General features: G+C 50.6%; 23 protein-coding genes. 15 read left to right on the forward strand and 8 right to left on the reverse strand.

Features of this window, described 5'->3' with window-relative positions; all coding sequences use genetic code 11:
* Positions 1-33: 33 nt before the first annotated feature.
* Positions 34-2,157 (reverse strand): TonB-dependent siderophore receptor, encoded by a 2,124-nt coding sequence (locus LHL18_RS05530; protein ID WP_226766107.1) that lies wholly within the window; start codon positions 2,155-2,157, stop codon positions 34-36.
* Between the two features lie 219 nt (positions 2,158-2,376).
* Entirely contained in the window at positions 2,377-3,684 is a 1,308-nt protein-coding gene (locus tag LHL18_RS05535) for a short-chain fatty acid transporter (RefSeq protein ID WP_226766108.1), read from the reverse strand.
* A gap of 35 nt (positions 3,685-3,719) precedes the next feature.
* Between LHL18_RS05535 and LHL18_RS05540 the strand changes: the two genes are divergently transcribed.
* From LHL18_RS05540 to LHL18_RS05585, 10 genes are all read left to right on the forward strand, one after another.
* Positions 3,720-4,520, forward strand: coding sequence for a kinase (locus tag LHL18_RS05540; protein ID WP_226766109.1), 801 nt, complete (start codon positions 3,720-3,722; stop codon positions 4,518-4,520).
* Positions 4,521-4,616: 96 nt separating this feature from the next.
* Positions 4,617-5,567, forward strand: coding sequence for a glycoside hydrolase family 16 protein (locus LHL18_RS05545; protein WP_226766110.1), 951 nt, complete (start codon positions 4,617-4,619; stop codon positions 5,565-5,567).
* Between the two features lie 315 nt (positions 5,568-5,882).
* A complete protein-coding gene (locus LHL18_RS05550) occupies positions 5,883-6,284 on the forward strand; it encodes a hypothetical protein (RefSeq protein ID WP_226766111.1) in 402 nt (133 codons plus the stop codon).
* A gap of 264 nt (positions 6,285-6,548) precedes the next feature.
* Positions 6,549-7,259: a response regulator gene (locus LHL18_RS05555; RefSeq protein WP_226766112.1), complete on the forward strand. Its 711-nt coding sequence runs from the start codon at positions 6,549-6,551 to the stop codon at positions 7,257-7,259.
* A gap of 15 nt (positions 7,260-7,274) precedes the next feature.
* Positions 7,275-8,609, forward strand: a complete 1,335-nt coding sequence (locus LHL18_RS05560) for an ATP-binding protein (RefSeq protein ID WP_226766113.1) — start codon at positions 7,275-7,277, stop codon at positions 8,607-8,609.
* 204 nt (positions 8,610-8,813) lie between these two features.
* On the forward strand, positions 8,814-9,071 hold the full coding sequence (locus LHL18_RS05565; protein WP_226766114.1) for a hypothetical protein: 258 nt from the start codon (positions 8,814-8,816) through the stop codon (positions 9,069-9,071).
* Positions 9,072-9,156: 85 nt separating this feature from the next.
* Positions 9,157-10,239, forward strand: coding sequence for an efflux RND transporter periplasmic adaptor subunit (locus LHL18_RS05570; RefSeq protein WP_226766115.1), 1,083 nt, complete (start codon positions 9,157-9,159; stop codon positions 10,237-10,239).
* Complete coding sequence (locus LHL18_RS05575) at positions 10,236-13,298, forward strand: efflux RND transporter permease subunit (RefSeq protein ID WP_226766116.1); 3,063 nt, start codon at positions 10,236-10,238, stop codon at positions 13,296-13,298. The genes LHL18_RS05570 and LHL18_RS05575 overlap by 4 nt, the downstream gene beginning before the upstream one ends.
* 166 nt (positions 13,299-13,464) lie before the next feature.
* Positions 13,465-14,001: a hypothetical protein gene (locus LHL18_RS05580; RefSeq protein ID WP_226766117.1), complete on the forward strand. Its 537-nt coding sequence runs from the start codon at positions 13,465-13,467 to the stop codon at positions 13,999-14,001.
* Positions 14,002-14,007: 6 nt separating this feature from the next.
* Positions 14,008-15,105 (forward strand): SLC13 family permease, encoded by a 1,098-nt coding sequence (locus LHL18_RS05585; protein WP_226766118.1) that lies wholly within the window; start codon positions 14,008-14,010, stop codon positions 15,103-15,105.
* Between the two features lie 15 nt (positions 15,106-15,120).
* Here LHL18_RS05585 and LHL18_RS05590 read toward each other — a convergent pair whose 3' ends face one another.
* Entirely contained in the window at positions 15,121-15,714 is a 594-nt protein-coding gene (locus LHL18_RS05590) for a hypothetical protein (RefSeq protein WP_226766119.1), read from the reverse strand.
* The gene (locus LHL18_RS05595; protein ID WP_226766120.1) at positions 15,704-16,228 is read right to left on the reverse strand and encodes an RNA polymerase sigma factor; all 525 of its coding nucleotides are present in this window, start codon (positions 16,226-16,228) and stop codon (positions 15,704-15,706) included. The genes LHL18_RS05590 and LHL18_RS05595 overlap by 11 nt, the downstream gene beginning before the upstream one ends.
* A gap of 179 nt (positions 16,229-16,407) precedes the next feature.
* On the opposite strand from LHL18_RS05595, the gene LHL18_RS05600 reads away from it, so the two are divergent.
* The 3 genes from LHL18_RS05600 to LHL18_RS05610 are packed head-to-tail and all read left to right on the forward strand — an operon-like array spanning position 16,408 to position 18,345.
* Positions 16,408-17,865, forward strand: coding sequence for an amidohydrolase family protein (locus LHL18_RS05600; protein ID WP_226766121.1), 1,458 nt, complete (start codon positions 16,408-16,410; stop codon positions 17,863-17,865).
* A gap of 42 nt (positions 17,866-17,907) precedes the next feature.
* The gene (locus tag LHL18_RS05605; protein ID WP_226766122.1) at positions 17,908-18,063 is read left to right on the forward strand and encodes a hypothetical protein; all 156 of its coding nucleotides are present in this window, start codon (positions 17,908-17,910) and stop codon (positions 18,061-18,063) included.
* Positions 18,064-18,066: 3 nt separating this feature from the next.
* Positions 18,067-18,345, forward strand: coding sequence for a superinfection immunity protein (locus LHL18_RS05610; RefSeq protein ID WP_226766123.1), 279 nt, complete (start codon positions 18,067-18,069; stop codon positions 18,343-18,345).
* Between the two features lie 12 nt (positions 18,346-18,357).
* On the opposite strand, the gene LHL18_RS05615 is transcribed toward LHL18_RS05610, so the two are convergent.
* Genes LHL18_RS05615 through LHL18_RS05630 form a run of 4 tightly spaced genes read right to left on the reverse strand, consistent with a single transcriptional unit; the run spans position 18,358 to position 23,840 of the window.
* Positions 18,358-19,446 (reverse strand): MBL fold metallo-hydrolase, encoded by a 1,089-nt coding sequence (locus tag LHL18_RS05615; RefSeq protein ID WP_226766124.1) that lies wholly within the window; start codon positions 19,444-19,446, stop codon positions 18,358-18,360.
* A gap of 33 nt (positions 19,447-19,479) precedes the next feature.
* Positions 19,480-21,897: an ABC transporter permease gene (locus LHL18_RS05620; RefSeq protein WP_226766125.1), complete on the reverse strand. Its 2,418-nt coding sequence runs from the start codon at positions 21,895-21,897 to the stop codon at positions 19,480-19,482.
* The gene (locus LHL18_RS05625) at positions 21,890-22,579 is read right to left on the reverse strand and encodes an ABC transporter ATP-binding protein (RefSeq protein ID WP_226766126.1); all 690 of its coding nucleotides are present in this window, start codon (positions 22,577-22,579) and stop codon (positions 21,890-21,892) included. Before LHL18_RS05625 ends, LHL18_RS05620 begins: the two co-directional genes overlap by 8 nt.
* Before the next feature lie 10 nt (positions 22,580-22,589).
* Positions 22,590-23,840, reverse strand: a complete 1,251-nt coding sequence (locus LHL18_RS05630; RefSeq protein WP_226766127.1) for an efflux RND transporter periplasmic adaptor subunit — start codon at positions 23,838-23,840, stop codon at positions 22,590-22,592.
* 235 nt (positions 23,841-24,075) lie between these two features.
* Here LHL18_RS05630 and LHL18_RS05635 point away from each other — a divergent pair, with 235 nt between their 5' ends.
* Both LHL18_RS05635 and LHL18_RS05640 read left to right on the forward strand, forming a co-directional pair.
* A complete protein-coding gene (locus LHL18_RS05635) occupies positions 24,076-25,440 on the forward strand; it encodes a sigma-54-dependent transcriptional regulator (protein WP_226766128.1) in 1,365 nt (454 codons plus the stop codon).
* The gene (locus LHL18_RS05640) at positions 25,430-26,749 is read left to right on the forward strand and encodes a sensor histidine kinase (protein ID WP_226766129.1); all 1,320 of its coding nucleotides are present in this window, start codon (positions 25,430-25,432) and stop codon (positions 26,747-26,749) included. Before LHL18_RS05635 ends, LHL18_RS05640 begins: the two co-directional genes overlap by 11 nt.
* Positions 26,750-26,756: the final 7 nt, after the last annotated feature.

The raw sequence follows: 26,756 nt of genomic DNA on the forward strand, positions 1-26,756 counted from the left end.
CAATTGCGGCCTTTTTCATTGTCAGCATTTAGCTTAGAACGACCAGGTTGCACCCAGGCTGAAATTACGTGGTGAACCGTAATTGTATTGTTGCGTCAAACCACTGTAGTAGGTTTTGTCGAACAGGTTATGCACGTTCAGCTGCAGTGACAGCTGTTTGTTCACTTCATAACGGGCCATCAGATTGGTCAGTACATAGCTGTCCTGCTCTACACGATAGGAAAGACCAGAAACCGGTAACGTCATCACATCACTGTAAGACTCACTCTCCCAGCTTAAACCGCCACCTACCGTCAGGCCGGCCAGCATGTCGGCAAACTCGTAGGTAGAAAACAGGTTAAGTTTTTTACGCGGATGGTTGGCATTGATATCTACGCCGTTACGGTCTTCGGCTGTAAACTGCGAATAACCTGCGCTGATATTCCAGCTTTCATTTACCCTACCGATAACTTCAACTTCAAAGCCTTTGCTTTCAGCGCCTTTAGCGGCAAAAGAGGGGAAGAAATTATTGGCAGGATCATTGTAATCGTTGTCAGCCTGCGCCAGGTTATCTTGCTCAATGCGGAACAACGCGAAGGCTGTTTGCAGCGCACCATCGAGGTAACTGCTTTTTACACCAATTTCCTGGTTGCTGCCGATGATAGGGTCAAGGGAATTACCATTGCGGTCGTACGCGTCCTGCGGTGTAAAAATTTCTGTATGGCTGACATACAGCATATGGTTTTCAGCTACCTGATATGTCAGGCCAACATAGGGCACAAATTCGTCATCGCCAAAATCCAACTCAGCGCCATAGTTCAGGCCCTGACGTTGCCATTCTGTATAGCGCCCACCGGCAATCAGCTTTACCTGCTCGGTTACTGCAAAGCGTGTTGCCAGATAAATACCCAGCTGATCTGTATCCAGATTAACCGCCTGGTCCGGCGTTGCCGCCCAGGCTGGCTCAGCGACGCTACCGTTCCACTGATAAAAGTTACCGGTACCTGGCCATACCAAAGCAGCATAGGTTTTCACTTCAGATTGCTGACGGCTGTCCAGCGCGCCAACGACAAACTCGTGTTCACGGCCCAGCAGGCTGTAGCTGCCTTGCAACTGGATGTCCACGCTGGTTTGTTTGCTAAAACCTTCACTGTTATAAGGCCAGGCAATTAAGCCCTCGCCCGTGTCTTTATCAGCCGCGCCGTAGATATACAACAAGCGGGTATCGGCGGTGTTCTTATTGTGGTTCAGGTTAACCTTCAGCTGCCAGCCATTATTGAATTGCTGCGTCAAACTGACGAAATGGTTTTTGCTGGTTGAGTCCCAGCGTGTCCAGTTCGCGGCCGTGGTAGTGCTTCTGTCCCAGTTGGTTGGGGTGTCATCACTAAATACCGGTGGCAATGCGCCCCAGGTAGATGCCGTAGGGTTGTTGTCCTGATAACTACTGCCTAAGCTCAGTGTCATGCTGTCGCTCAGATCCGCGTCCAGCACGCCATACAATACGGTTTTGTCTTCTTCCGCCAGATCACGGAAGCTGTCGCTCAGCTCTTTTTTTGCCACTATACGCGCACGTACATTACCATCAGCTGTCAATGGCGTGGTGGCATCGGCGGTCAGGTAGCGTCTGTTCCAGCTACCAACACCGCCATTAACATAGCCGGTCAGTTCGCGGGCGTTGGCATGTTTGCGCACCAAATTAATAGATGCAGACGGTTCGCCGACACCGGTGAGTAAGCCGGTAGCGCCGCGCACCACTTCAATACGTTCATAAATAGCTACATCGGTGATGGTTTCACCTGAGTCGCCAGCCAGGCTCCAGGCCATAGGCACGCCATCGAGCTGAAACTTATCAATATCAAAACCACGGGCACTGAAGGTGTTGCGGGTACTGTCAAACGCCTTAGAGGTTAGGCCTGGTGTTTGGGTTACCGCATCCGCAATAGAGCTGATATCCAAATCCTGAATGCGCTGCGCGGTCATTACGCTGACTGACTGCGGTGTTTCCAGCAGTGTTAAGCCAAGGCCAGTGGCGGTATCGATGGTTTCATTAACCGTATACTGGCCACGCACGGTAATGGTTTCTACCGCTTTTTCATCTTTATTCTGTGTATCAGCCGCAATAGCGGCGGCTGGCAAGCAGGCCAGTTGCACTGCCAAAGCCAGTTTTAATTTGTTCATGGTTAACTGCATGCTCACCTCCAAAAAAGTTCCGATGATCATACATTAATGATAACCATTATCAATACTATTAGTAGCATCAGCTAAGTAAAATCAGGCTTAACGCGGTTAGATAAAGAAAATTAAACGCAGACGTGACATTTAGCTGATAAATGCAGCTTTTTGCTTGCATCACCCGACGCTGGCAATATCGCCGGGTGAGCTGGCATCTGCGGGATTTCAGCCAAAGCTAAGCACCAGGCTGATAATGACGCCGGTTACCGCTAACTGCAGCAGGCAGTAGCCCATGATGTCTTTGGCTTTTAAGCCGGCTATCGCCAGTACCGGCAGGGCCCAGAAAGGTTGTATTAGATTGGTCCAGGCATCGCCCCAAGCTACTGCCATAGCGATACGGTTGATATCAGCACCCAGCTCCAGTGCAGCGGGTATCATGACCGGTGCCTGCACAGCCCACTGACCACCGCCGGAGGGGACGAAGATATTGACAATACCGGCACTGATAAAGGTCCAGAACGCCAGTGTTTCTGCACTGGCAAAGCTGACAAACCACTGTGACATGCTCTGGGCCAGGCCTGATTGCACCATGATCGCCATAATGCCTGCGTAAAACGGGAACTGAATGACAATACCGGCACCGCCTTTAATCGCCTGTTGCAGGCTGTGTAACAGCCGGCTTGGCGTGCCGTGCAGTACTATGGCAAGAAACAAAAATAGGTAGTTCACAATATTAAGGTTTAAGCTGCCACCTTTGACAAAATACTGCACCAAGTACGCCAGACCGGCAAAGCCCACCAGCAGCCCCAGCACGATGCTGTTTTCCAGTTTATCTGCCGGGCGGTTACCCGGGCTTTTTGTATGGGCATCATCACGCAGTTTGGCCGGGTCGACATAAACACTTTCGTCTGTTTTGGGCTGCATCAGGTAATTGACCAGCGGCACGGCGACAAACAATATAGCTACCAACAGAAGATTAAAGCCGGCAAAGATAGTGTCGCTGGTGGGAATAACACCAATCTGGCCGGCGGAGAAATGGTTGGGCGTGGCAATGGTTAATGGTACAGAGCCAGCCAGGCCGCCGTGCCAGACAACAAAGCCGGAGTAGGCGCTTGCCACCAGTAGGCGGTAATCCACTTTTACTTTTTTCGCCAGTGCTTTGGCAAACAGCGCACCGACCACCAACCCAAAGCCCCAGTTTAGCCAGCTGGCGATAAGCGAAATCAAGCTGACTAACACTATTGCCTGGCTGGCACTGTTGGCCAGTTTTGCCAGCCGGTCGAGTATCCCCCGCACCAGCGGAGTGTTGGCCAGCATAAAACCGGTAACCAGCACCAGCAGCATTTGCATCGAAAAGCTCAGCAGCCCCCAGAAACCGTCGCCCCAGTATTGCAATACCTGCAATGGGCTTTGTTGTTCGAACAGCATAGCTGCGCAGAACACCACTACGCTCAGTAGCAGCACAAAAACATAAGGATCCGGCAGATAGCGTTCTACCAGTTTAACTAAGGGTTTGGCAGCAGCGTTTAGCATAGTAGACTCATTGTTATTGTTTTAAGGAAGGCAACATGACAGATTTTCTTGCCAGTGCGCAGTATCAGACAACCTTAGCCCAGTTAGCAGAAAAACTGCAATCCGACCTTAGTTTACCGGCTGTTGTCGGCATTAGTGGCGCCCAGGGCAGCGGTAAAAGCACTTTAGCCGCCGAATTAGTTGCACAGCTGAAACTCCATGGTATTCAGGCTGCCGCGGTATCGCTGGATGATTATTACCTGAGTAAAGCGCAGCGCCAGACTCTGGCCGGGCAGGTGCATCCGCTGCTGGTGCAACGTGGTGTACCGGGCACACACGATATTAGCCGCGCCATTGCTGACGCTAAAGCAGTATTGGCCGGGTTTAACGTCGCCTTGCCGCAGTTTGATAAAGCGTTGGATGAACCTGCTGCAGCATTGGCTGCACAGCGGCTGGATTTGTTAATCGTCGAAGGTTGGTGTTTAGGTGTGGCGCCGCAACCTGCAGCGGAGCTGACAGAGCCGGTTAACTATTTGGAACAACGCGAAGATAAAGATGGCCGTTGGCGGCATTTCGTCAATAGTCAGCTGGCCGGCCCTTATGCCGAATACTGGCAGTTACTGCAGCCACTTATCTGGCTCAAAGCGCCTGATTGGGATAGCGTTTGCCGCTGGCGGGCGCAGCAGGAGCAACAATTGTGGCAAAAGCGCGGCACGGGCATGTCTGATCAGCAGTTATCCCGCTTTATGCTGCCATTTCAGCGCTTAACGCTGGCCAGCTGGCAACAGCTGCCGCAGCTTGCCGATTATATTGTGACGCTGGATAGCCAGCATAATATCCATTTCTCCGTTGACTAATTTGCTATGCACTGTTTAAAAAAGCCATAAGTTATTAATTGACAGCGCTGTCATTTTGCCGGTAGGCTGTTTTTTAAACAATAAAACGGGGGAACTATGCGCTATTCATCTTTAGCTTTACTGCTATTACTAACCGGCTGCGAACAGGCCACGACAACAGAGGTGCCGTCGCAGACAACGACAGACGCTGCCGAACCAGCTCTGATGTTTGATGACTTTACTTATGCCAGTGCCGAGGCTCTGTTTGCTAATGGCTGGACTGCCCGTACCGAAACCGGCCATCCGGGTATTGCCGGTGCAGCCTGGTCGGCAGAGGGTATTAGTACCCTCGAAGCACAAGATGGTGCTCAATTCGGCATTGCCCGCATGAGCTCTGTGACAGATGGCACCGGTGACGGCACGCTCCATACGCAAATTTGCCATGCGCGTAAATACCTGTATGGCACCTATGCCGCGCGGGTGTTCTTCCGCAATGAACCTAGCTATGGCCCGGACGGCGATGAAGTGATCCAGACGTTTTACGCCATCAGCCCGCTGGCCGCACCACTCGACCCGGATTACAGCGAAGTCGATTTTGAATATCTGCCAAACGGCGGCTGGGGTGAGAACAGCGACAGTGCGATGTGGACTACCACCTGGGAAACCTTTCAGCTTGAGCCCTGGACCAAGGTGAACGAGTTCAGCCGCGTGCCTGGCGATTATAGCGGCTGGCATACGCTGGTAATGAATGTAAGCGCCGATGCAGTACGCTATTATGTCGATGGTAACTTAGTTGGCGACCACACGAACGCCGTGGCGCCGGAAGTGCCGATGTCGATGAATTTTAACCTGTGGTTTATGCCAAAAGGCGCTGACGGCTCGGTTGGGCCGATAGATTCAAACGAGTCGCGTCAGTATCAACAGGATATCGACTGGGTGCTGCATGTGGAAAATGCTGAGCTGACCACCTCAGAGGTTGAAGCTAAAGTTGCAGCGCTGCGTGCATCAGAACAGCGGCATATTGATCAGGTGCCGGATAAAGGCTTAGCCCCCTACTGCGGCTTGTAACTGAGGCATCCATATAAAATCGTCTTTTAAAACAAAAAGATGATCAAAAATACAGCATTCATGGCATGTGGTTATCTGATTAATCGCCAAAAACACCAACCGCAAACTGCCATGAATGTTTGTACTATTTTGTACCCAAATTATTGCAGTAGTCACCAGCGTAAAACTTTACACTTCTTTGCATTGCCAAACACTATCGTACATCGCAGTCGGTAAAATCATGCCCGAATAATACATTTATTAACCCGCTTTGCTGCAAGCTTGCATGCAGCAAAACCCTTTTCGATAAACTGAATTAACACAGGACGAATTTTGATGAAGTTTTTGTTCATTTTACTTAGCGCAATGATCTTTTTGTTACCTCAGCTGGCACTGGCAAATGAAGAAGATGCCGGTTCTCAAAGTCATCATCCACAAATAAATATTGTCGAGGTAAAAACAAGGTTGAGCATCTCGCCAGAGCAGGAAGCTCAATTTTCACCGCTATTGCAGCAGCACGTAAAAGCCAGGGATGCGCTTTTTAGCAAGTATGGGCTCGACAAGGAAGGAGCCAGCATCTCTATGCGCAACCTAAGGTCTTTCAGAAAGGAAATGCTGGTATTAAGCGACAATACCAGAAAGCAGTTTTCTGACATTTTGACAGAATCGCAATTAAAGGAATGGGATAGCATTCAAGAAGAAAACAGAGCAGAAATACGCAGAGGCTTTTCGTTATAAAAGCGTCGCCGCATGCCAAATATTACTAACTTTGCCATAGCCGCCTGAGTTGGCGGCTTCGTTAGTTTGTTAGCGAGCTTTATGCAAATACAAAAGTGCCATTGTCGTTTGGCTTGCTTCTATGTCATATGGTTTCCTCATCTCCTGAAGTATTTTTTATCTCAGCTTTTCTTCCGGAGGCTGCATTTGCATTCTGCATGCTGCGAAGTATAAATAGTCTAAGTTGCAGAGTAACCCAATATTAAGATAGAGAGAGGCAGTAAAATGACTACCGATGCTGTGATCAAAGTGCTTATGGTAGACGATGACGAGGTATTAACTGACTCAGTGAAAGCTTACTTTCTGTCTGAAGGTGGCTTTAGCTTTACATCGAAAAATGACGGTGAATCCGGTGCTGAGTCAGCCATATCTGAGGATTATGACGTCATTATTCTGGATGTAACGATGCCAAAGATGAACGGATTCGAGACGTTAAAATACATCCGACGGAAGAAAGACACTCCCGTGATCATGTTAACCGCACGTGGTGATGATCTTGATCGCATACTGGGGCTTGAAATAGGTGCTGATGACTATGTACCGAAACCCTGCAACCTGAGAGAGTTAGTTGCCAGAGTAAGAGCGATTATGCGCAGGGTGTCCGTTAAAAGTGGCGCCGCGGAGGTTGAAGGCTATTTTATTACGGTTGGCGATTTAAAACTTAGATCCGGCTCACTCACGGTAGAAAAAAATGGCGTACCCATATTGATGACGAGCGCCGAATTTATGATCCTTGAAAAGCTCACCAGTATGGCCGGCGCAGTTGTGTCAAAAGATGACATTTCCAGACATGCACTTGGCCGGCGTATTTCAGCCTTTGATCGTAGTGTTGATGCACATATTGTCAGCTTAAGAAAAAAGCTGGGCCCCATGCCAGATGGGCAACAGCGAATTAAAACCGTTCGGGGTCGGGGTTACCTTTATGTAAGTTTATGAGGGGAGTAGCAGCCGATGTACCGTTTTTTTCAAAGAATTTTCCTGTCTGTTTGGATCATCATTATTACCACGGCCCTGCTAACCAGTGTAGTGGCGCAGTGGTTACCGGAAGGTGCGACAAAAACGTCGCCACCTTTTTACCAACGCATGGCAGAAAATGTTGCTATTGGCATAGGTATAAAACTGCAGCAACAGCAAACCATTGACGCTCAGAGTTTAGAGCGTGAATATATCCTTGACGCTGAAAATGTTATTCAGATTTACGTTATTGCCCCTGATGGAAAAGAACTGCTGGGCCGCGAGCATAACTTTGGGCCGGATTTATCTTCCATACAGGACGAAGATGGACTTGCCGTAATACGTCAGGGGTTAGGCGGCTACACGGTAATTGGCGTCAGGAATTATTTCCCCATTGCAAAGTTATTAATTACGCCCTGGGCCCGGCTTACCTTAGCGGTTACGGCGCTGCTCGTCAGTATTATCGTGTCGCTGGCCTTGTCACGTTTTATCGTTCAGCCGATCCGGCTTATTCGGGAAGCCGGTCAAAAAGTAGCCAGCGGCGATTTAAGCATCAGCGTTGCTCATCACGTCGCCGGGCGCCGTGACGATATTGCCATGCTGGCAAAAGACTTTGACCTGATGACGGAAAAAATCTACCAGTTATTAGAGCGGCAAAAGCGCCTGATGCGTGATGTCTCGCACGAATTACGCTCGCCACTGGCCAGATTGCAAGCGCTGTTCTCACTCTCCCGGCAAAAGCTCGATCAACAGGATGGCAAACTGGACATTGACTACATTGATCGAATGGAGGTGGAAAGTGAAAGATTAAATTTACTAATTGAGCGCATTCTCGTTTTTACCCGTCTGGAATCCTTTAATGAAATTAACCGGCATACCACTGATTTAATAGACTTACTGAATGTTATAGCGGAAGACGCCTCTATCGAGGGCTTTGCCCAAAATAAAGACGTTTTAGTTATGGGGCTGGAGAAGTGCATATTAAAACTGGATAGCGCTTTGATACAAAGTGCCTTTGAAAACATTATTCGTAATGCACTGCGCTACACAGAAATCAATACAAACGTCGTAGTTCGTGTATCCAATCTTGAGACAACGATAGAAGTTGAAATTTGTGACAGTGGCCCGGGCGTACCGGAGCAAGATTTAACGTCACTATTCGAACCGTTTTTTCGGGTTGAAGCAGCGCGCACTCACAGTATGGGCGGTGGTGGTATTGGACTGGCCATCGCGCAACGCGCAGTGCAGTTACATGGCGGGACAATAAAAGCAGAAAACAGAGACGAGGGAGGCTTAAAGGTTATTGTAACTTTACCAAATACAATCAGTTAAATTTATGGGGTTGCCGGAACAACCTTAGCCAATGCAGATGGCTTTCTTTACACCCCGCCCTGCCATATTTTACAAAACTTTGCATTTCCCGCCATTTATCAACGTTCAGTTGGATAAACTTGCCGCCGTTTTTAAATAGTTTTCTGAAATTGCCTGTCATCAAGATGCGAAATAACAACATTGGTTGGCTGGCCGGAGCTTAATGTGAGAAGTGCTGTAATGATGCTGACTGCGGTCAGTGCCAGTGTTTTACTGAGCGGCTGCATCGGCATTGCCACCGAAGGCGCCAGGGCGACGCATAGTGGAATTATTCGCAGCCAATACTTCGCCGACGCTTTAGCAGGGGATGCGCCAGCGCAATACGCAGTTGGCAAAACCTATTGTTGCTCGCCAGGCGGGCAGTCCGACGGTTATTACAACACGCAAAGTTGGCAGGCGTTGACGCCGCCGCTGAGCTTCTGAATGATTTCCCTAAGCGGGATATCTCTCATTTCAACGCGACACAAGATGTTCCTTGTACCATGAACCAAGTATATGGTGAGTAAAAATGCACGCAGTAAACACACCCATTAAAGCCATATCGGCTGTTATTTTCTTCAGCCTGATCTTATGTAGCTATGGCTGTCAGAAAGCCGCGGAAACGGAGACATCGCCAGCGCTTAGATTGGTGCTAACCCAGCTCGTTGAACCCAGCGCAACGCAGAACTGGCGTGAATTCCCGGGCACAGTACAAGCCGGACAGCAGGCCGATCTCAGCTTTCGCCTGGCCGGTAAGCTGGCAAGTATTGTGCTGGACGAGGGCGATAAGGTCGAACAAGGTCAGGTGCTTGCCACGCTGGAAGATGCGGATTATCAAATTCAACTGAACAGCGCCCAGGCCGAATATGCGCGGGCCAGTGCAGAATTTGCCAGGGCCGGGGCGCTGTTGGCTAAACAGCTGATTTCCCAAACCGATTACGACAAAATGCAAGCGCAGTACGTAGCGGCCCGGGCGTCACTTGAAGCGGCGCAGCAGAATGTGCAGTACACCATTATTAAAGCGCCCTTTAACGGTATTGTTGCCCGTCGCTATGTTGATAATTTTGAAGATGTCTCAGCGCAACAGTCGATCTTAAGTATCCAGGACTTATCTACACTGCGGATCAAAGTCGATATACCTGAAACTGTGATGATTCGCCTGAAACAAGACCGTCAGTTAAAGGTTTATGCCGCTTTTGATGCATTACCTGAGCAACGTTTCCCACTGACTTTGCATGCCGTTTCCACTGAAGCTGACCCTGTTTCCCATACCTACTCAGTAACGTTCAACATGGCTGCCAGTGCAGGTACCAATATACTGCCGGGTATGTCACTAACTGTTCGTGGCACGCAGCAGCTACAGGACAACAGCATAGTGATACCAACTCATACGGTGGCTGAAAATAGCCAAGGCCGCTTTGTCTATGTTGTGCAAAATAACGGCGACGGCACAGGCACAGTCAACATGCGGCTGGTATCCACCGGACACATTAATGAACAAGGCATAACCATTCTCAGTGGGCTCAGTGCAGGAGAAACCATCGTTAGCGCAGGCATGAGCAAAATGTCGGACGGTTTGCAGGTAAGGCTGGCCCGGGGAGAGCAGCCGTGAAAATCACTCAACTTGCCATTGATCACAACCGCATCACTATTGTCGCGCTACTCTTCATCTTTATTGCTGGCTGGCAAACCTTTATCAACATGCCCAGAGCATACGATCCGGGTTTTATTGTGCGAACAGCCCAAGTGCTGACTTACTTTCCCGGTGCCAGCCCGCAAAGGGTGGAAGAGTTGGTGTCGTCGAAGATCGAAGAAGTGGCAAAAGAAATACCTGAGCTGGACTTTGTCAAAAGTGAATCCCGTACCGGTGTCTCTATAGTACGTGTCAATATTAAAGAGCGTTATAAAGACATGCGGCCTATTTGGGACAATTTGCGCCGCAAAATTGAGGGCATTGTGCCAGACTTGCCAGACGATGTGGTTGGCCCCTTTGTTAATGATGAATTTGGTGATGTATTTGGCGTAGTGATGACGGTGACCGGGGAAGGCCTGAGTGATGCACAGCTGCAAAACGTAGCGGACAAAGTGCAGGCTGTTTTGCAAAACATTCCCGATGTGGCCAAAGTTGAGATTTACGGCGAGCAAGAAGAACAAGTATTTGTAGAATACGACAATGCCAGATTGTCGGAGCTGGGCATTTCACCTTATCAACTGTCACAGATACTGTCAGCCCGCAATATCGTTATATCCGGCGGTGAATTTAATCTTGGCCCGGAGCGTATTGTACTTGAACCCAGCGGCAACTATGAATCTATTGAAGATATAGGCAAAACGCTGATAAGTTCACCGAAAAACAATCGCTTAATTATGTTGCGCGATATAGCAACAATTAAACGGGCTTACATCGACCCTGCCAAATCTTTGGTGCATAGCTCGGGTAAAAGAGCGCTGTCTATTGCGCTGTCTATGCGCGAAGGCGGCAATAATATTGAACTTGGTAAGCAAGTGCGCAAGGCCATTGCTGCATTTGAAACTCAGTATCCACACGGGGTTGAGTTTCAACTTATCAACTTTTCACCAAAAGAGGTCGATGGCAAAGTAAAAGATTTTATGTCCAACCTGATGCAAGCCATGCTGGTGGTCACTTTTGTTATGCTGCTCACGCTTGGTATGCGTACCGGTTTGCTGGTTGCCATGCTTATTCCGACCTCTATTTTGCTGTCGATGATTGTGATGGATCTGTTTCACATTGGCCTGGATCAAATTTCTCTGGCGGCACTGATTATTGCGCTGGGTATGTTAGTAGACAACGGTATTGTCATGTCTGAAAGCATCATGGCCAAGATGCAGAAGGGCAAGAGTGCGCTTTACTCAGTGCTTGCCTCAGCAAAAGAGCTGGGTTTTCCACTTATGACGGCATCCTTAACGACCGCTGCCGCTTTTCTGCCCATTTATTTAGCCAAATCGAATGTAGGAGAGTTTACCGCCTCCTTGTTTAAAGTTGTCACTATTACCTTGCTATGTTCCTGGCTGATTACCGTAACCATCATGCCGCTGCTATGCATAACGTTTCTGAAGGTTACGCCGAAAGAAGCGAACAACCAAGGCTTTGCTGACCGGCTCTATCGCCGGGTGTTAAACACTATGCTGCGCAACCGGCTTGCAACTTTAGGTTTAACAGTCTTGGTGCTGATAGCGGCGCTGACTGGCAGTGCATTGCTACCGAAAATCTTCTTTCCGCCATCTGAACGTGCCTACTTCAAAATGGAACTTGAGTTACCAACCAGTTATTCCATTCAAAGTACGCAAACTGTGGTTGCCGATATTGAAGCTTATATGACAGAGCAGCTATTGCTCATAGATGGACGACAACACGGCATCACAAACTGGGTTGCCTATATTGGCAACGGTGGGCCGCGCTTTATCTTGTCGCACAACCCAAAACCGTCCAGCAATAACTACGCCTTGATGATAGTCAATGTTACAGACGAGCAATATATAAACGACTATATGGCACAAATTCAGCGTTACGCACAAAGCCAGCACCCTGATTTGACGCTTACTCTTAGTCTGATAGGCAATGGGCCTGCAGTGGATAATCCGGTAGAAGTGCGTTTATCTGCCTGGGATCCAGACGTACTGGCCAGCGTGACTGAACAGGTGCGTGCACACCTTAGTACAATGCCGGAGCTGCAAAATGTCACTGATGACTGGGGGCAGCGTATCAAAAAGCTCAATGTTGCCATTGATCAGGTGCGGGCGCAAAGGGCCGGTGTCACCAGTCAGGATATTGCTATTTCACTGCAATCGAGCTTAAGCGGCCTTGAGCTGACGGAATACCGGGAACGGGAAGACAGTATTCCGGTACTGCTGCGCACCGAGGAAACGGCAAGGAATACACTGAGTAAGGTCAGGTCGCTGGCGGTGTATTCTCAGGTCACCGGGAATTCAGTGCCGCTGTCGCAGGTAGCCGATGTGGAACTTAGCTGGGACCTGGCCAAAATTCAACGACGAAACGGCTTACGCACTGTAACGCTGGGCGCGCAATTGGTAGGAGATGCCAATGCGGCGCAAATCTTCGCTAATCTTGAATCCTGGCTCAGTCAACAACACAGCGATTGGCATAACGAGGTGAGTTATCAGTTCGGCGGTGAATACGAGAGCTCAGCCAGGGCCAATCAATCAATTGCTGACAACTTAGCCATCGCCGGCATGATCATCGTTATTCTGCTGATCGGCCAGTTCAATAGTATCCGTAAATCGTTAATTGTGCTGTTTACCATACCTCTTGCATTAATCGGGGTGGTTTCAGGCTTATTGTTGGCGAACTCTTACATAGGTTTTATGACGATACTGGGGATAGTGTCCTTAGCTGGCATAGTGATTAATAACGCCATAGTGCTGTTAGAAAGCATTAAAATGGAGCTGGACGGCGGCACTGAACACTATCAGGCTATCTGCAACGCTGCACAAACCCGGGCCAGACCGATCCTTTTAACGACAGCCACCACTGTTTTAGGACTCATCCCACTTTATTTGGGCGGCGGAGCCATGTGGGAGCCGATGGCGATCACCATTATGGCGGGTCTGGCGTTTTCTACCCTGCTAACGCTTGGCGTTATCCCTGTCTTGTATGCCTGCCTATATCAGGTGAGAGAGAATTCAGTTTAATTTCATGAATTTATAATTACAAAGAGCATTTTGAGAGATAAGTAGTAATAATACCCGCCCTTTTTCGTGTCGTATGCTGGTAGCCGTTTTTATGGTGGGCACTTGTTGCTGCCAGCTTTCCTGCGGTACAGTGGCGCGCACAAGGACGCAATAACAACGTTACCCTATGACAACACGTTACAGTTTTAAGAACCCGGAAATGATCATCGCCGCCTCGGCACTGATCGTCAGCTTAATTACGGCCTTTGTCAGTATTTATTCAGCTTTTATTGACAGAGCTTATGCCCGCTCATCTGTGTGGCCGCGGATAGAACTTGCCCGGGGCCATGATACGAAGAGTAAATTTCGCTATATCGTATCTAATAACGGCACCGGCCCTGCGCTTATTCAGTATGCCAGGGTAACCTATGACGGTGAAGCCATCCCAAACTGGCAAACCTTGTTCACTAAGTATGGCTTAGCAAACGAAGGTATGGCGCAATCGCATATCGGCACTACGGTGTTACCGGCACAAAAGCAAATTAATCCGGTAGAAATCAATAACGCCGCTTTCTTCAGTAAACACTACGCTCATGATGATCTGATAGGCATAGAGTTATGCTACTGCTCTATCTACGAAGAGTGCTGGCTGGTCGATCGTGAAAACCAGCCGCAGCCTGTTGATCAGTGCCGCATCGACGATAGCCAACGCTTTTTGCAGTAACCAATCTTGCTACGCTCAGTATTGTCCCGTGTAACGGAAGACTATTTGCTGTTGGCGTTGCTATTACTGCTACCAATCCTGCTTTGGCTGCAGCCGGCTGCGCCATCTGGTTTGGTAGCGCTGGTAGACTGGCATACCGTTGCGGCACTGGCTGGCTTGATGCTGCTGAGCAAAGCACTGGAAGCTAGCGGTTATCTGGCCCGTTTTGCCAGTGTTCTGCTGGGGTGGTGTCACACGGAGCGGCGCCTGGCGCAACTGTTGTTGCTGTTTGCAGCTTTGCTGTCGGCGATTGTGACCAATGATGTGGCGCTGTTTATTCTGCTGCCTATCGCGCTCAGTATCGGCCGTTTAAGTGGTATGGCTGTGGGCAGACTGGTTATCTTTCTGGCGCTGGCAGTGAATGCCGGCTCCAGTTTAACGCCGATAGGGAATCCGCAAAACTTGCTGTTATGGCAGGCGTCAGGTTACAGCTTCTGGCAATTTACGCTGATGATGGCACCGTTAGCGCTCAGTTTACTGCTAATGATCCTGCTGTTAAGTTGCATCGCTTTTGCCGCGACCCGCTTAACCATCAAGGTGCCGCATAACAACAATAGTGATAACCGCCGTTTATTTGGCTGGTCACTGGCCGGTTATCCGTTGTTTATCCTGGCGATGGAATATCAGCTGGCGCCCTATGCTGCAGTTGGCTTACTGGCCACCTACTTTATACTGAAACGCAGTGTGGTAAAGGCGATCGACTGGTTATTGCTGCTGGTGTTTATATTGATGTTTATCAATTTAGGTTTGCTGGCCCAGATGCCTCTGTTACAGCCGCTAGCGATACAAATAATGGCAATACCGGATGGCAGTTACGTTGGCGGCGCACTGCTGTCACAGCTGATATCGAATGTGCCGGCAGCCATTTTTCTGCAAAATTTTACCACTGACTGGCGCGCCCTGAGCTTTGGTGTCAGCGTTGGCGGTTTTGGTTTAGCCATCGGCTCACTGGCAAACTTAATTGCGCTGCGGCTTAGCCAGCAACAGGGGTTATGGCGTGAATTTCACTGTTGGTCACTGCCAATGTTTGTGCTCAGTCTGCTGCTTGGCTGGTTGCTGCTGTAAGCGCTGGTCTGCGGTTTATTCGGCGTGCTGAAAATCCTGCGCCAGGTTATCCAGCTGCGCTAGCTCAGCGGTTTTCTGCCGGATTTTAAGCTGTAAGCGGTAACTGGCAAACAGGCACAGTGGCGAAACCATCAGGCTATAAAACCAACGCATAACCAGCGGGATGTTGTCCAGTTGGGTTAACTGCAGCAACCATAGGATCAGCGTGAACAGCACCAGTGCCACACAGCTTAACTGGGTATAACGATAGTAGCGCAGGCTAAGCTGACATGCCTGACGGCGAAATTTGACTAAACCACTACTGCTCCAGTTGCCATACGCCAGTATTGGCCGGTGGATATGCCAACTGACATAAGCTGCGCCTAATGCTCCGAACGCCAGAAACAGTGCCGACAACCCGCCCAGCCAGCCGGGTAGATTAAACAGCAACCACAGTGCTGAGCCTGCCATAATCACCGCGCCCAGCCACTCGCTGTACATCAGCCACTTTTGCTCACGTTGGCGCTGGCTGGCTTGTGCCAAATCGTCAGCGCCGGGCGGCGTTTCTTCCGTAACTGGCTGTTGTTGCCAGCTTTTGGCCAGCGCGGCAAAATCAAAATTATCGGCCATCTTGCATTAACTCCATTAATTCGGTTTTCGCGCGGTTAAGCCGCACTCTGACAGCACCGTGGCTGATCTGCAGAATGTCTGCAATCTCCGGTGCCGGTAAATCTTCCATCGCCAGCAAAATGACCTGACGGTTAGCCGGCGACAAACGCCGTACTGCCCGCATCAATTGCTGGCTTTGCTGTTGTTCCCCCAACTGCTCTGACGGGCAGTCTTCCAGCAGTTGTTGCTGTGTGTCTTCATCCAGCGGCTGCCATTTATGGCGCTGAGCCCGGGCAATATGATCCACTGTCACATTATGTACGATGCGAAACAGGTAAGCCCGCGGTAACTCTGCGGCCTGTAATCGCTCTGCCGCCTGATGCAGTGCGAGAAAAACATCCTGTTTTAAATCCTGCCGTGCCGCCGGATCGGCTTCACTGGCTAACAAAGTACGGCTGATAGCGCCCTGGTGCTGCTGCCATAGCTGCAATACAAAATCGATAGCGCTCTGTGCGCCGTTAACTCCTGTGCTCAAACGATGCTGCCCTGCTGTTAAGTGATGGTTCGGGTGGCTCTGCTTTTTATATCGCGCTCACCTGTTAAGTCTGACTTTCGCTGCCAAGTGTTACACAAAAAAATAAAAAAATAATCTGTAACACCTAACAAAAAATCAACGACTTAGATTGCAACAACCTGATAAACCGGAGCAACACCATGAAAAATATTTTGTCGTTATCTGTTATCGCCACGCTGTTTAGCCTAACCGTCGGTGCCGCCACTGACAGCAATAATGCTGATACCGTGCTGTACCACAACGCAACGCTGATAAACCCTGCAACTGAGCAACAGCTGAATGATGGCTGGCTGTTGGTACAGCAAGGACGAATTGTGCAGATTGGTCAGCTGTCGGACGGGCAGCCAATGCCAGTAGCGCTGCAGCAAGTTGATCTGAAAGACAGTTTTGTTATGCCAGGCCTGATTGATGTGCATCTGCACCTGACCGCCGGGCCTCACCGGGTTGAGATGCTGGACGGTAAGCCGGTATTGACGATGAAAGGGCATAGTGAACTGACCCGTTATCATGCAATGAGTACGCTCGCCACGGGCGTGACGACAGCTTTTAGCCCTGCCGGTGAACCTGAAGCCAATGCCGAATATGTACGCCAACAACAAGCGGGCAACTGGCCGGGGCCAAAACTCAGTTATGCCGGCTTTGCGTTTGAGCCGACACCAATCATCGCTGGGTCTGTGCATCCCAAGGGTGAGGCCGGCTGGCAGGCCGAAATTGCCCGCCAGAAAGCCGCTGGCGCAAGCTACATCAAGCTTTATCAAGGTCTGACACAAGATGAGATCGCTTTAGCTATCCGTCTTGCCAAAGCGGCCGGGCTGAAAACTATCGCTCATCTGGATAGTGTCAGCTGGCAGTATGCGGCAGATCTTGGAATTGATGCTCTAACCCATGCTCTGCCAACCAGTGCGGAATTACTCAGCGGTAAAGCTAAAGCGGAGTATTTGGCCGAACGTAAAAATCCGTTTAATCAGCGTTTTATTTACAGCTGGTTTCAGCATGTCGACTACGACAGTGAACCGGTGCAGCAATTAATCCGCACTTTGGTACAGCAGCAGACCCGCGTTGACCTGACATTGGTGGTTAACGAATTATTTTACTATGCCCGTGAGTTAGAGGTGATGTACCCGGAAGACGAGATGTGGGTGTTTCATCCGCAAACACGTAAACGCTGGCGGTCACTGATGGCTGCGCCGAGCTATGACTGGACTGCGCAGGATTTTGCGACGGCGCAGCAGCAAATGCCGAAGGTGCTGCAGTTGTTTAAGCGTTTGTATGATGCTGGTGTGCCATTAGCAATAGGTACCGACCTCAGTGCCAGCGGCCCGTTTTACCTGCGCGAACTTCAACTGACCAAAGCTGCCGGTTTAAGCAACTGGCAGGTACTGCAACTGGCCACTGTGGGCGGTGCCCGCCATCTGGATTTAACTGATACCGGCCAGTTGGCAGCAGGTTTTGTCGCCGACTTTATTGTGCTATCTGCCAACCCGCTAACGGATCTAAACGCACTTAAGTCGGTGCATACGGTGGTGCAACAAGGTAAAACCCACCGCGTAGATGCCCTTAAAGCTGAGTTGGCCAACCTAAGCGACATTGAACTGTAAATCTGACTGAAAACTAAGTTTAAACATAGCGAGGAAATAACCATGGAAACTTTACAACACCTGATAACACCTTTTACGACTGCCTGGCACCAGGCTGATAGCTACCAGCTCGTCTCTTTTGGCATCTTCTTTGCGGCCATGTGGCTGATTGCTGTGGTGATTGAAGCTGCGATTAAAAAAGCCACCAAGGAGGACTAAAATATGGACACTATCAATCAATTTATCGTCGCGTTTACTGAAGCCTGGCAACAAGCCGATCTGTTGTTTTTGCTGGGCTTTGGCCTGCTGTTTTTAGCGGTATGGTTTTTACCCAGCCTGCTGGCGCTGGCATTTAACCGCCAGCATGCCGGTAAAATTGCCCTGTTGAACATCCCGGCCGGCTTTTCCTGGATTGCCTGGGTAGCCTTACTGGTGTGGGCGGTTACCGGCAAACTCAGCAACAAACTGGCCGCTAAAGCCCGGTTGAAGCCGGTCGTTTAGCCGACGAGGGTGTTACAGCGTGACGCTATCACCTTCATTTAAAATCAGCAGCGGCACTGTGGTTTGCAGTTGCTGCTGCATATGCAGTAAACGTAGCAGCGGCGAGTGCGAGCTGTGATCGCCCATCTGCCAGCTGCCATTGCCGTAGCCCCAGGGGATCATTACTTTGCAGTTTAACTCCTCCGCTGCGGTGAGGGCGTCTTCCGGCGTGGTATGCACGTAGCGATACCAGGCACCGTCGGTTTCATGATAGTACGAGGCGATGGGCAGCAGACAAATATCTATGTCGCCATATCTTTGTTGAATGTCGCTAAAGTGTGCTGAATAGCCGGTGTCTCCGGCAAAAAACAGCTTTTTACCGTTATGTTCTATCAACCAGGCGCCCCAGAGTGCGCGATTAAAGTCATCAAACAGTTTACGGCTGTTAAAGTGGTGCGCTGGCACCATATGCAGCGTCAGCTCGCCAAGTTTACTCTGGCTGTACCAGGCTTGCTCCACCACCTTATACCCAGCGCTGGGCATATAGCTAGCCATATCAAGCGGCATATAGTAGGTCGGCGTCGTACCAATTTTGGCCATAGTGGCATGGCTGAAATGGTCGTAATGCAAATGGGAATACAGCACTGCGTCGGTTTGCGCCAGCTGTTCTGCACTAGCCTCTGGCAGATAAGGCCGTTTGATAATACCGGCAAAGTGCTGTGCCCAGCTAACCGGCCAGTCAAACTGACCCAGCACCGGATCGAGCAGCAATTGCTGCTGATCCGGCGTATGGATAATAAAACTGGCATGGCCCAGCCACTGCACACTAAAGCCGGTGTTGAGCGCCGGTACTGGCTGAGGGCCGGTATAGCGGCAATTCTGCGCCGGGCTTTGACAGCTCACCTGCGGGTGTGCCGGGTAACAGTTGGCTTCGCAGGTTGTGGGGTACTGGCGCTCGCCGCGGTACAGGTTACGGTAGCGGCCCTGTTCGTCACCCTCGGTGATCTGCTCTATCACCGCGTTGGCACCAACCTGGCGCTGCACCGTATTAGGCACAGAACAGGCGCTCAGTATCAGGGCACTGCCAAGTAGCACTGCGGCTGAAATACACGACAATTTCATTAATATTCCTTTATTCATCATCTGCTTATGCTTTTACTGCTGTCTTAATACCATGGCAGGCTTACGCCCTGCAACCTGCCAGGCCAGCGCGGCGACAGTGCACCAACAGATGGCAAAGGCAGCCGCCGCGGCCAGCAGGTACCAGAGCGGGTTTTGACTGATACGGACACTAAACGCGCTGAGCCAGTTGTTTAATATCCAGTATGTTGCAGGAATGGCCAGCATGCTGCTGATTGCCATCAGCTGCAGATATTCACTGGCCAGCAGATTAACCAGGTTGAAGCGGCCTGCGCCCAGTACTTTACGCATGGCAACTTCACGTGAACGTTGCTCTGCGCTGAAGGCTGCCAGGCCAAATAAGCCGATACAGGTTAGTGCAATGGCCAGGCTGGCAAAAATAGCGATCACTTTGCTCTGACGTCTCTGGTTATGGTACATGGCGTTGTAATCATCGTTTAACCAGCTCAGCCTCAGATCCTGCCGTTGTAGCCGATCTGCCAGCAACTGCTGCACTTTGCTTTGAGTGCCAACGGCAAATTCAGGCTGTAAGTCCAGTATAATGTTGCTGTAGGTCATAGGCGAGCGACCACAAATCAGTATCAGCGGCTCGGCCTGTTTCAAAGCTGAGCCGACCTGAATATCGGCTACCACGCCGACAACTGTCATACGCAGTACAGGTTCATCACCGGGCAGCAACCATTGCTGACCTATCACATCGTTCAGGTTAGTTACGCCGGCTTTTTTTGCTAATGAAGCCGTGATGATGACTGAGGCGGTAGCATGGTCGTCATGCGTCTGATACCAATCACTTTGATAGTTCTCGCTGAAATCACGGCCAGCTAACACAGTTAGGCCTGCTGCTTCAGCAACATTAAAACCGACACCTATCTGTGATACCGGCGGCAAGGTATTGTCCTGCGTCTGACCAGGTAGCTGGATATCCATCGCCTGGGACACCGTTTCAGTAAGCTGCATATCCAGCATAGACACCGCATTGACACCGTCCAGCTTGGCCAGGCTTTGCAGTAAATCCTGGTTACCGGCCCAGAATAAATGCTGATTATTTATGCCTTTAATTAATAACCGACTGTCGCGAAGATAACCGGTAGGCTGATTTTGTAGCAGTTGCAGTTGTTGCTGCAACACTATACTGGCCACCAATAGTCCGACGGTAATAGCGCCCTGCAATACCAGCAAGCCTTTGCGTAGCCAGATAGCTGTATTACCGCGCTGAAAATCGCCACTTAATACTTTTTTGGCATCAAAAGCAGAAATAAACACAGCCGGGTAGGTGCCAGCCAGACAGCCAACCACCAATACACTACTAACTAAAATTACACCAAAGTTGCCAGCATAGTGTAGCTCAAGTGGACGGTTAACCAGCTGATTAAACTGAGGTAAAGCCAGCTCTACGGCAACGGCCGCCAGTAAGCCGGCGCAAACAGCTATCAGCAGCGATTCCAGCATAAACTGCAAAAATAACTGGCTGCGACTGGCGCCTAAGGCTTTACGAACACCGACTTCCTTTGCCCGCATACCAGCGCGTGCTGTACTCATATTAATAAAGTTGATGGCAGCAATCAGCAGTAATAATGCCGCCAGCAGCAGGCAAATACGTACCGTACTGGCTGAACCATTCACCTTGAACTCATAAGCTAATGCCGAATGCAGATGAATGTCGGTGAGGGCTCGCAGTTCCAGTCTACTCATTTGCTGACCGTCATATGCTTGCTGGTTCAGTGTGGATGTAAGTTGGTTAAGCAGAGTAGTTTTATCAATATCATCCGGCAGATGAATATAGCTGTATACGTTGTTCATCCTTATGCTGGCGGCGGCTGCGCTGTCACTGATACGGCGTAACGAACCTGCCTGAAGATGGCTTTGCTGCGGTAAGCGGAATACGGCTGTTACGGTATAGCGCTGATCGCCCAACTGAAACTGCCGGTTGATAATATCAGTACCGCCAAACAAGCGTTGCGCTTCATGCTCAGCCAGCGCAATCTGGTTTGGCTGTGCCAAAGTTGCAGCAAGATCGCCTTGTAGCACCTCAATGGTAAAAAATTCTGTGATGTTACTGTCAACTGAGAGTGGCCATTCCAGCGACAGTTGCTGGCTGTTTTCTGCCAGCCGCAGAGGTGGTGCTCCTGTGCTGAAACGTGTCACCTGAATACGATCATCATAATTTTGCAGCACGGCTTTCATTGCCGGGCTTGATACCGGAAAGCGCTGATTCATTGAAGCAAAATGCTGTTCCAAGCGATAAGTATGGGTTGCATCGGGGTGCATTTTATCAAAACCCAGCTCATAGCTGGCATACAACAAAATCAGCAGCGCCGAAGCCAGGCCAGCCGTTAAGCCCATTAAATTCAGTGCTAAATGGGTTTTATGCCTGAGCACTGCGCGCGCACCGGTAGTAAGATAATTACCCAACATGGTCAGTGAGTTACGCATATTTTGCCTCCAGTGCACGCTCGGTAATGATCTGACCATCCAGCATCCGTACAATGCGGCTGGCGTAGCGCGACTCATGCTCGGAATGCGTCACCATGACTACCGTGGTGCCTTCGCGGTTTAACTGGCGCAGCATCTGCATTACTTCTTCACTGTTCTTCGAATCGAGATTACCGGTAGGTTCGTCTGCTAATATCAGTGCCGGGTTAATTACCAGAGCCCTGGCGACAGCCACCCGCTGTTGCTGACCGCCGGATAACTGCAGTGGTAAGTGATCAGCGCGATGGTCGATCTGCATGCGTTGTAAAATCGCTTCGACCCGTTGTCTACGCTCGCCGGCGGCTACCCCCTGATATTGCAGCGGCAGCTCAACATTCTGAAATACTGTCAGTTCGTCGATTAGGTTAAAGCTCTGAAACACAAAGCCAAGTTTGGTTTTACGCAGCTGCGCCAGTTGTTTTTCACTGTAGTTGGCAATATCCGTGCCCTCGAACAGATAGGCGCCTGAGGTGGGGCTGTCCAGCATGCCCAGGATACTGAGCAAGGTAGACTTGCCGCAGCCGGAAGGTCCCATAATGGCAACGAAATCGCCCTGTTCAATATGCAAATCTATCTGATTAAGCGCTGTAGTTTCCAGTTCAGCGGTGCGAAACACCCGGTTTAATTGTTGTAAACGGATCATATTGCAGTCCTTATTGTTGTAATTGAATAGTATCGGCTTCGGCGAAATCGCGATAGCCGGAAATGATCACCTGATCACCGGCTTGCAAGCCGCTGATAATCTCAACCTGATTGGCACTTTGCCTGCCAAGCGTCACGGTTTGCTTGTGAGCCACAGCGGTATTGCTGTCCAGCACATACACATACTGGCCCGCGCTATCGGCCAGATATGCCCCACGTGGCAACACCAGCGCGTCTTGTTGCTGTGCATCCAGTTTCAGTGTCAGGTTTACGGATTGGCCCCGGGTCACGTTATGCTCGCCCGGCAGGGTAAACTCAAGCTGGAACTGGTTGTTGACTACCCGGCTATCAATGCGGCTGACAACAAGGTCAAGCGGCTGCTGATTCAGCTGTGCAGTGGCTTGCATGCCAATAGCGACCCGGCTTAAATAAAATTCATCAACACTGGCTACCAGCTTGTATTGCCCGGGGATATCGATTTGGCCCATACGGCTACCCGGCGCGCGGGACTCACCGGCTTCGACGTTAAACTCGCTCAAATAGCCGCTAACCGGCGCTTTAACCAGCAGGTTCTGCACGTTCTGCCTTGCAAACTCCAGGTTCTTTGTCAGCATAGCTACGCTGTCGCCGAGCTGGCTTAGTTGCTGCTGGCGAATCGCTTCTTCCTGCTGTTGCTGCTGCTGTGTCAGCAGTAGGCGCTGCTGTTGATACTGCAGATCCTGCTGCAGGTTCAGTAAATGCTCTTTGGCCAGTACACCCGTTTTTACCAGTGGCTCACTTTGTGCCAGATTGCGGCTGAGCGTTGCAATTTGATGCTCGATATCCAGCACGTCCCGTTTCAGGTTCAGCCGGTTGGTTTCTATTGTCATCTGGGTGTTGCGCAGAAAGTTCATTTGTTCGGTTACCTGAGCTTCGCGGCTGATTAAATCCAGCTGCAGCGCGGTATTGCTTAGTTTCACCAGGGGTTGGCCCTGCGTGACAAACTGACCTTGCTCTGCCAGCTTTTCCTCTACCCGGCCGCCTTCAATCACGTCGAGAAACACCGTCTGCTGCGGCAGGATGTTGGCGCGAAGTGCAATGCTTTCCTGCAGGTTCTGTTGCTGTACTATGGCGGTACTGACCGAACTAAGCGGCAATAATACAGAGGTACGGGCACTGGCCTGCCAGTTCATGCCAAGCCAGGCAATGATTGCTACCGTAACGAGCAGTACCGCGGGTTTGGTCAGGCGATGCCTGGCAGAGGGGGCAATTTTCTTATCCATATTGTGAGCTCCTGCAATAGTCATATCTGCAACTAACGCAATCAGCGTGCCGGATTTTTATTTGTTTAAATTCAAATATTTATATTTTGTCGAGGCCGGGAGGTGTCCGCTGGCGGTACAACAGGGTGTCCATTAACGGACAGTGTTAAAAGCCGGTAACTTGTTGGATTTAAAAGCTTGTTGCCTCGTCGCGTGGTTTTCGGTAGGGTGCTGCAATACACGCGGGGATTAAAGCATGAAGCAGCCACTTAGCGTGCTGGTACTGGATGACAACCAGGATATCCTCACCGCCAGCCGTATTTTCCTGAAACAGCATTTTGCCAGTGTCGTGACTTTGCATGAACCGGCATTGTTAATCAGCACTCTGGCCAGTCAGACATTTGATCTGCTGTTGCTCGATATGAATTTCAGCCGTGATACGCAAAGCGGTGAAGAAGGGCTGTTTTATTTAAAGCAGGCACTGGCAGCGCAGCCCACGCTGAAAGTCGTGATGATGACAGCCTATGCTGCGCTGCCCCTGGCTGTGAGAGCGATGCAACTGGGCGCGGCGAGCTTTCTTGCCAAACCCTGGCAAAATGAGCAACTGCTTGACACGCTGTGTCAGGCATCACAGCACAGGCCTGCTACGCAGGCGCCGGTCCGCGCTGCGCCAGACTCAGACAGCACACCCTTACTCGGAGATAGTCCGGCAATGCAGCAGGTGCTGCGCACCATTGAGAAGGTGGCGCCGACACAAGCCAATGTGCTGCTGTTGGGGGAAAGTGGTACCGGTAAAGCCTTGGTTGCACAGGCGATACATCAGGCATCTGCCCGTGCTGGTGCGCCTTTGGTGACGGTTGATATGGGCAGTCTCAGTGACAGCCTGCTTGAGAGTGAATTGTTTGGTCACAAAAAAGGCGCTTTTACCGATGCCAAAGCCGATTACAATGGCCGTTTTGTCCAGGCCAGTGGTGGCACCCTGTTTCTCGATGAGCTGGCGAACCTTGGTTTGCCGCAGCAAGCGAAACTGCTCACCGCACTGCAGCAGCGCACTGTGGTGCCGGTAGGTGGCAGCCAGAGTATTGCCATAGATATCCGGCTGATTTGTGCTACCAACGACAACCTGCACCAGGCGGTGACGCAGGGACGATTCCGGCAAGACTTGCTGTACCGGATCAATACGGTAGAAATTGTGTTGCCGCCGCTGCGGGAGCGTCAGCAGGACATACCGTTGCTGCTGAACTGGTATTTGCACAAATTCAGCGAACATTATCAGCGTGAGGGACTGAAAATCAGCCTGGCAGATTTACGTTATCTGCAGCACTACGACTGGCCGGGGAATGTCCGGCAACTGGCGCATACGGTAGAGCGTGCTGTAGTGCTGGCAGATAACAATACGCTGGATTTCAGCCAGTCAGACAGCGCCTTATCTGCAACTGCTACGACATCGGGGCCAACTGATGCAGCTGATACAGCGGCTGATTTTATGCTGGAGTTTGTTGAAGAGAAAACCATCCGTCAGGCGCTGCAATACTATCAGGGTAACGTCAGTCAGGCAGCCAAAGCTCTGGGGCTGACCCGCGGAGCGCTATACAGGCGGTTGGAAAAATATGGTCTCTAATCTGCGTTTGCCACTTTTACTGCTGAGCTTCACTGTGCTGCTGGTGCTGGCTTGCCTGCAATGGCAACAAGGGCCGTCTGCCCTGGCAGTCACAATAACGCTTGCTGCATCGCTTGCTGCTGTAATGATCTGGCAGTTGGGTCGGGTACAGCAACGCCACGCAGCGTTGGTGCTGAAGGCTCTGATCAATCAGGATACCTCGCTGACATTAGTAGGGCAGCCGCAGCTCAGCGCTCTGCTGGCTGATGCCCAACAGCAGCTTAGCCGCAGCCGGCAGCAGGCTGAGGCGCGGGCTCAATATCTGCAAACGCTGCTTAGCCAGCTGGATGTTGCAGTATTGGAGTTCAGTTCGGATAATTGCCTGTTACAAGCTAACCCGGCTGCTGCGCGGTTGTTGTCGGGGCAGCAATATACTGAACTGCAGCAAGGCCGGGTCAACAGTACAGATTTGCAGGCGCTTATCAGCAGGTTGCAAGCGACAACAGGACATTATCAGGGCCAGCTACAATGGACGCAGCCTGGCTACACTGACCGGCTGGCCGTTAGCATAGTGTGCACCAGGTTGCAGGGCCAGGTTCGTAAACTGGTTACATTGCAAAGTATTAATCAGGCATTGTTACAGCAAGAAGTGCAGGCATACCAGCAAATGACACGGGTGCTGACACACGAAATTGCCAACTCAGTGACACCGATGGCGTCGCTGGCGCAAAGTTGTCTGCATATTCTGCCGCAGGCTGGTCATGTACTGAGCACGGATGAACATGCCGATTTAGCAGAAGCTATGGCGACGATAGACCGCAGAGGTCAGCATCTTTCCACCTTTATTCTGTCATTTAAACAGCTTAGTCAACCGGTGAAAGCCAGCTTACAGTTAACGGATCTGGTTACCATCATCAACAACTGCTTAGCGTTACAGCGGTCCGCGCTTGCCCGGCACAATATTCAGCTGAAGCTTGCACTGCCCGACCAGGCTAAGCTGTGGCTGGATGAAGCATTAACCGAGCAGGTCCTTATCAACCTGCTGCAAAACGCGCTGGATGCGCTGCAGCAAACCACCGACAGGCAATTAGACATCTCATTACGGCAACACCGCCAACATGGCTGGCAACTGGATATTTGCGATAATGGGCCGGGGATCAGTGAGCAGGTTGCCAAACAGATATTTATTCCGTTTTTTACCACTAAAACACAGGGGTCAGGTATTGGCTTAAGTTTGTCGCGGGCTTTGCTGCAGGCTCAGGATGCGCAGCTGCAGTATGTGCCGGGCGCAGCGCCCGGCTGTTGCTTCAGAATAACATTTAAAACGTAGCGTCAGG

Origin of the sequence: Rheinheimera aquimaris (assembly GCF_020531985.1) — a bacterium.
GTDB classification, from domain to species: Bacteria; Pseudomonadota; Gammaproteobacteria; order Enterobacterales; family Alteromonadaceae; genus Alishewanella; species Alishewanella aquimaris.

Coding starts and splice junctions, on each gene's coding strand:
- LHL18_RS05530 (WP_226766107.1), bottom strand. CDS start 2,157: ATGAACAAATTAAAACTGGCTTTGGCAGTGCAACTGGCCTGCTTGCCA.
- LHL18_RS05535 (WP_226766108.1), bottom strand. CDS start 3,684: ATGCTAAACGCTGCTGCCAAACCCTTAGTTAAACTGGTAGAACGCTAT.
- LHL18_RS05540 (WP_226766109.1), top strand. CDS start 3,720: ATGACAGATTTTCTTGCCAGTGCGCAGTATCAGACAACCTTAGCCCAG.
- LHL18_RS05545 (WP_226766110.1), top strand. CDS start 4,617: ATGCGCTATTCATCTTTAGCTTTACTGCTATTACTAACCGGCTGCGAA.
- LHL18_RS05550 (WP_226766111.1), top strand. CDS start 5,883: ATGAAGTTTTTGTTCATTTTACTTAGCGCAATGATCTTTTTGTTACCT.
- LHL18_RS05555 (WP_226766112.1), top strand. CDS start 6,549: ATGACTACCGATGCTGTGATCAAAGTGCTTATGGTAGACGATGACGAG.
- LHL18_RS05560 (WP_226766113.1), top strand. CDS start 7,275: ATGTACCGTTTTTTTCAAAGAATTTTCCTGTCTGTTTGGATCATCATT.
- LHL18_RS05570 (WP_226766115.1), top strand. CDS start 9,157: ATGCACGCAGTAAACACACCCATTAAAGCCATATCGGCTGTTATTTTC.
- LHL18_RS05580 (WP_226766117.1), top strand. CDS start 13,465: ATGACAACACGTTACAGTTTTAAGAACCCGGAAATGATCATCGCCGCC.
- LHL18_RS05590 (WP_226766119.1), bottom strand. CDS start 15,714: ATGGCCGATAATTTTGATTTTGCCGCGCTGGCCAAAAGCTGGCAACAA.
- LHL18_RS05600 (WP_226766121.1), top strand. CDS start 16,408: ATGAAAAATATTTTGTCGTTATCTGTTATCGCCACGCTGTTTAGCCTA.
- LHL18_RS05605 (WP_226766122.1), top strand. CDS start 17,908: ATGGAAACTTTACAACACCTGATAACACCTTTTACGACTGCCTGGCAC.
- LHL18_RS05610 (WP_226766123.1), top strand. CDS start 18,067: ATGGACACTATCAATCAATTTATCGTCGCGTTTACTGAAGCCTGGCAA.
- LHL18_RS05615 (WP_226766124.1), bottom strand. CDS start 19,446: ATGAAATTGTCGTGTATTTCAGCCGCAGTGCTACTTGGCAGTGCCCTG.
- LHL18_RS05620 (WP_226766125.1), bottom strand. CDS start 21,897: ATGCGTAACTCACTGACCATGTTGGGTAATTATCTTACTACCGGTGCG.
- LHL18_RS05625 (WP_226766126.1), bottom strand. CDS start 22,579: ATGATCCGTTTACAACAATTAAACCGGGTGTTTCGCACCGCTGAACTG.
- LHL18_RS05630 (WP_226766127.1), bottom strand. CDS start 23,840: ATGGATAAGAAAATTGCCCCCTCTGCCAGGCATCGCCTGACCAAACCC.
- LHL18_RS05635 (WP_226766128.1), top strand. CDS start 24,076: ATGAAGCAGCCACTTAGCGTGCTGGTACTGGATGACAACCAGGATATC.
- LHL18_RS05640 (WP_226766129.1), top strand. CDS start 25,430: ATGGTCTCTAATCTGCGTTTGCCACTTTTACTGCTGAGCTTCACTGTG.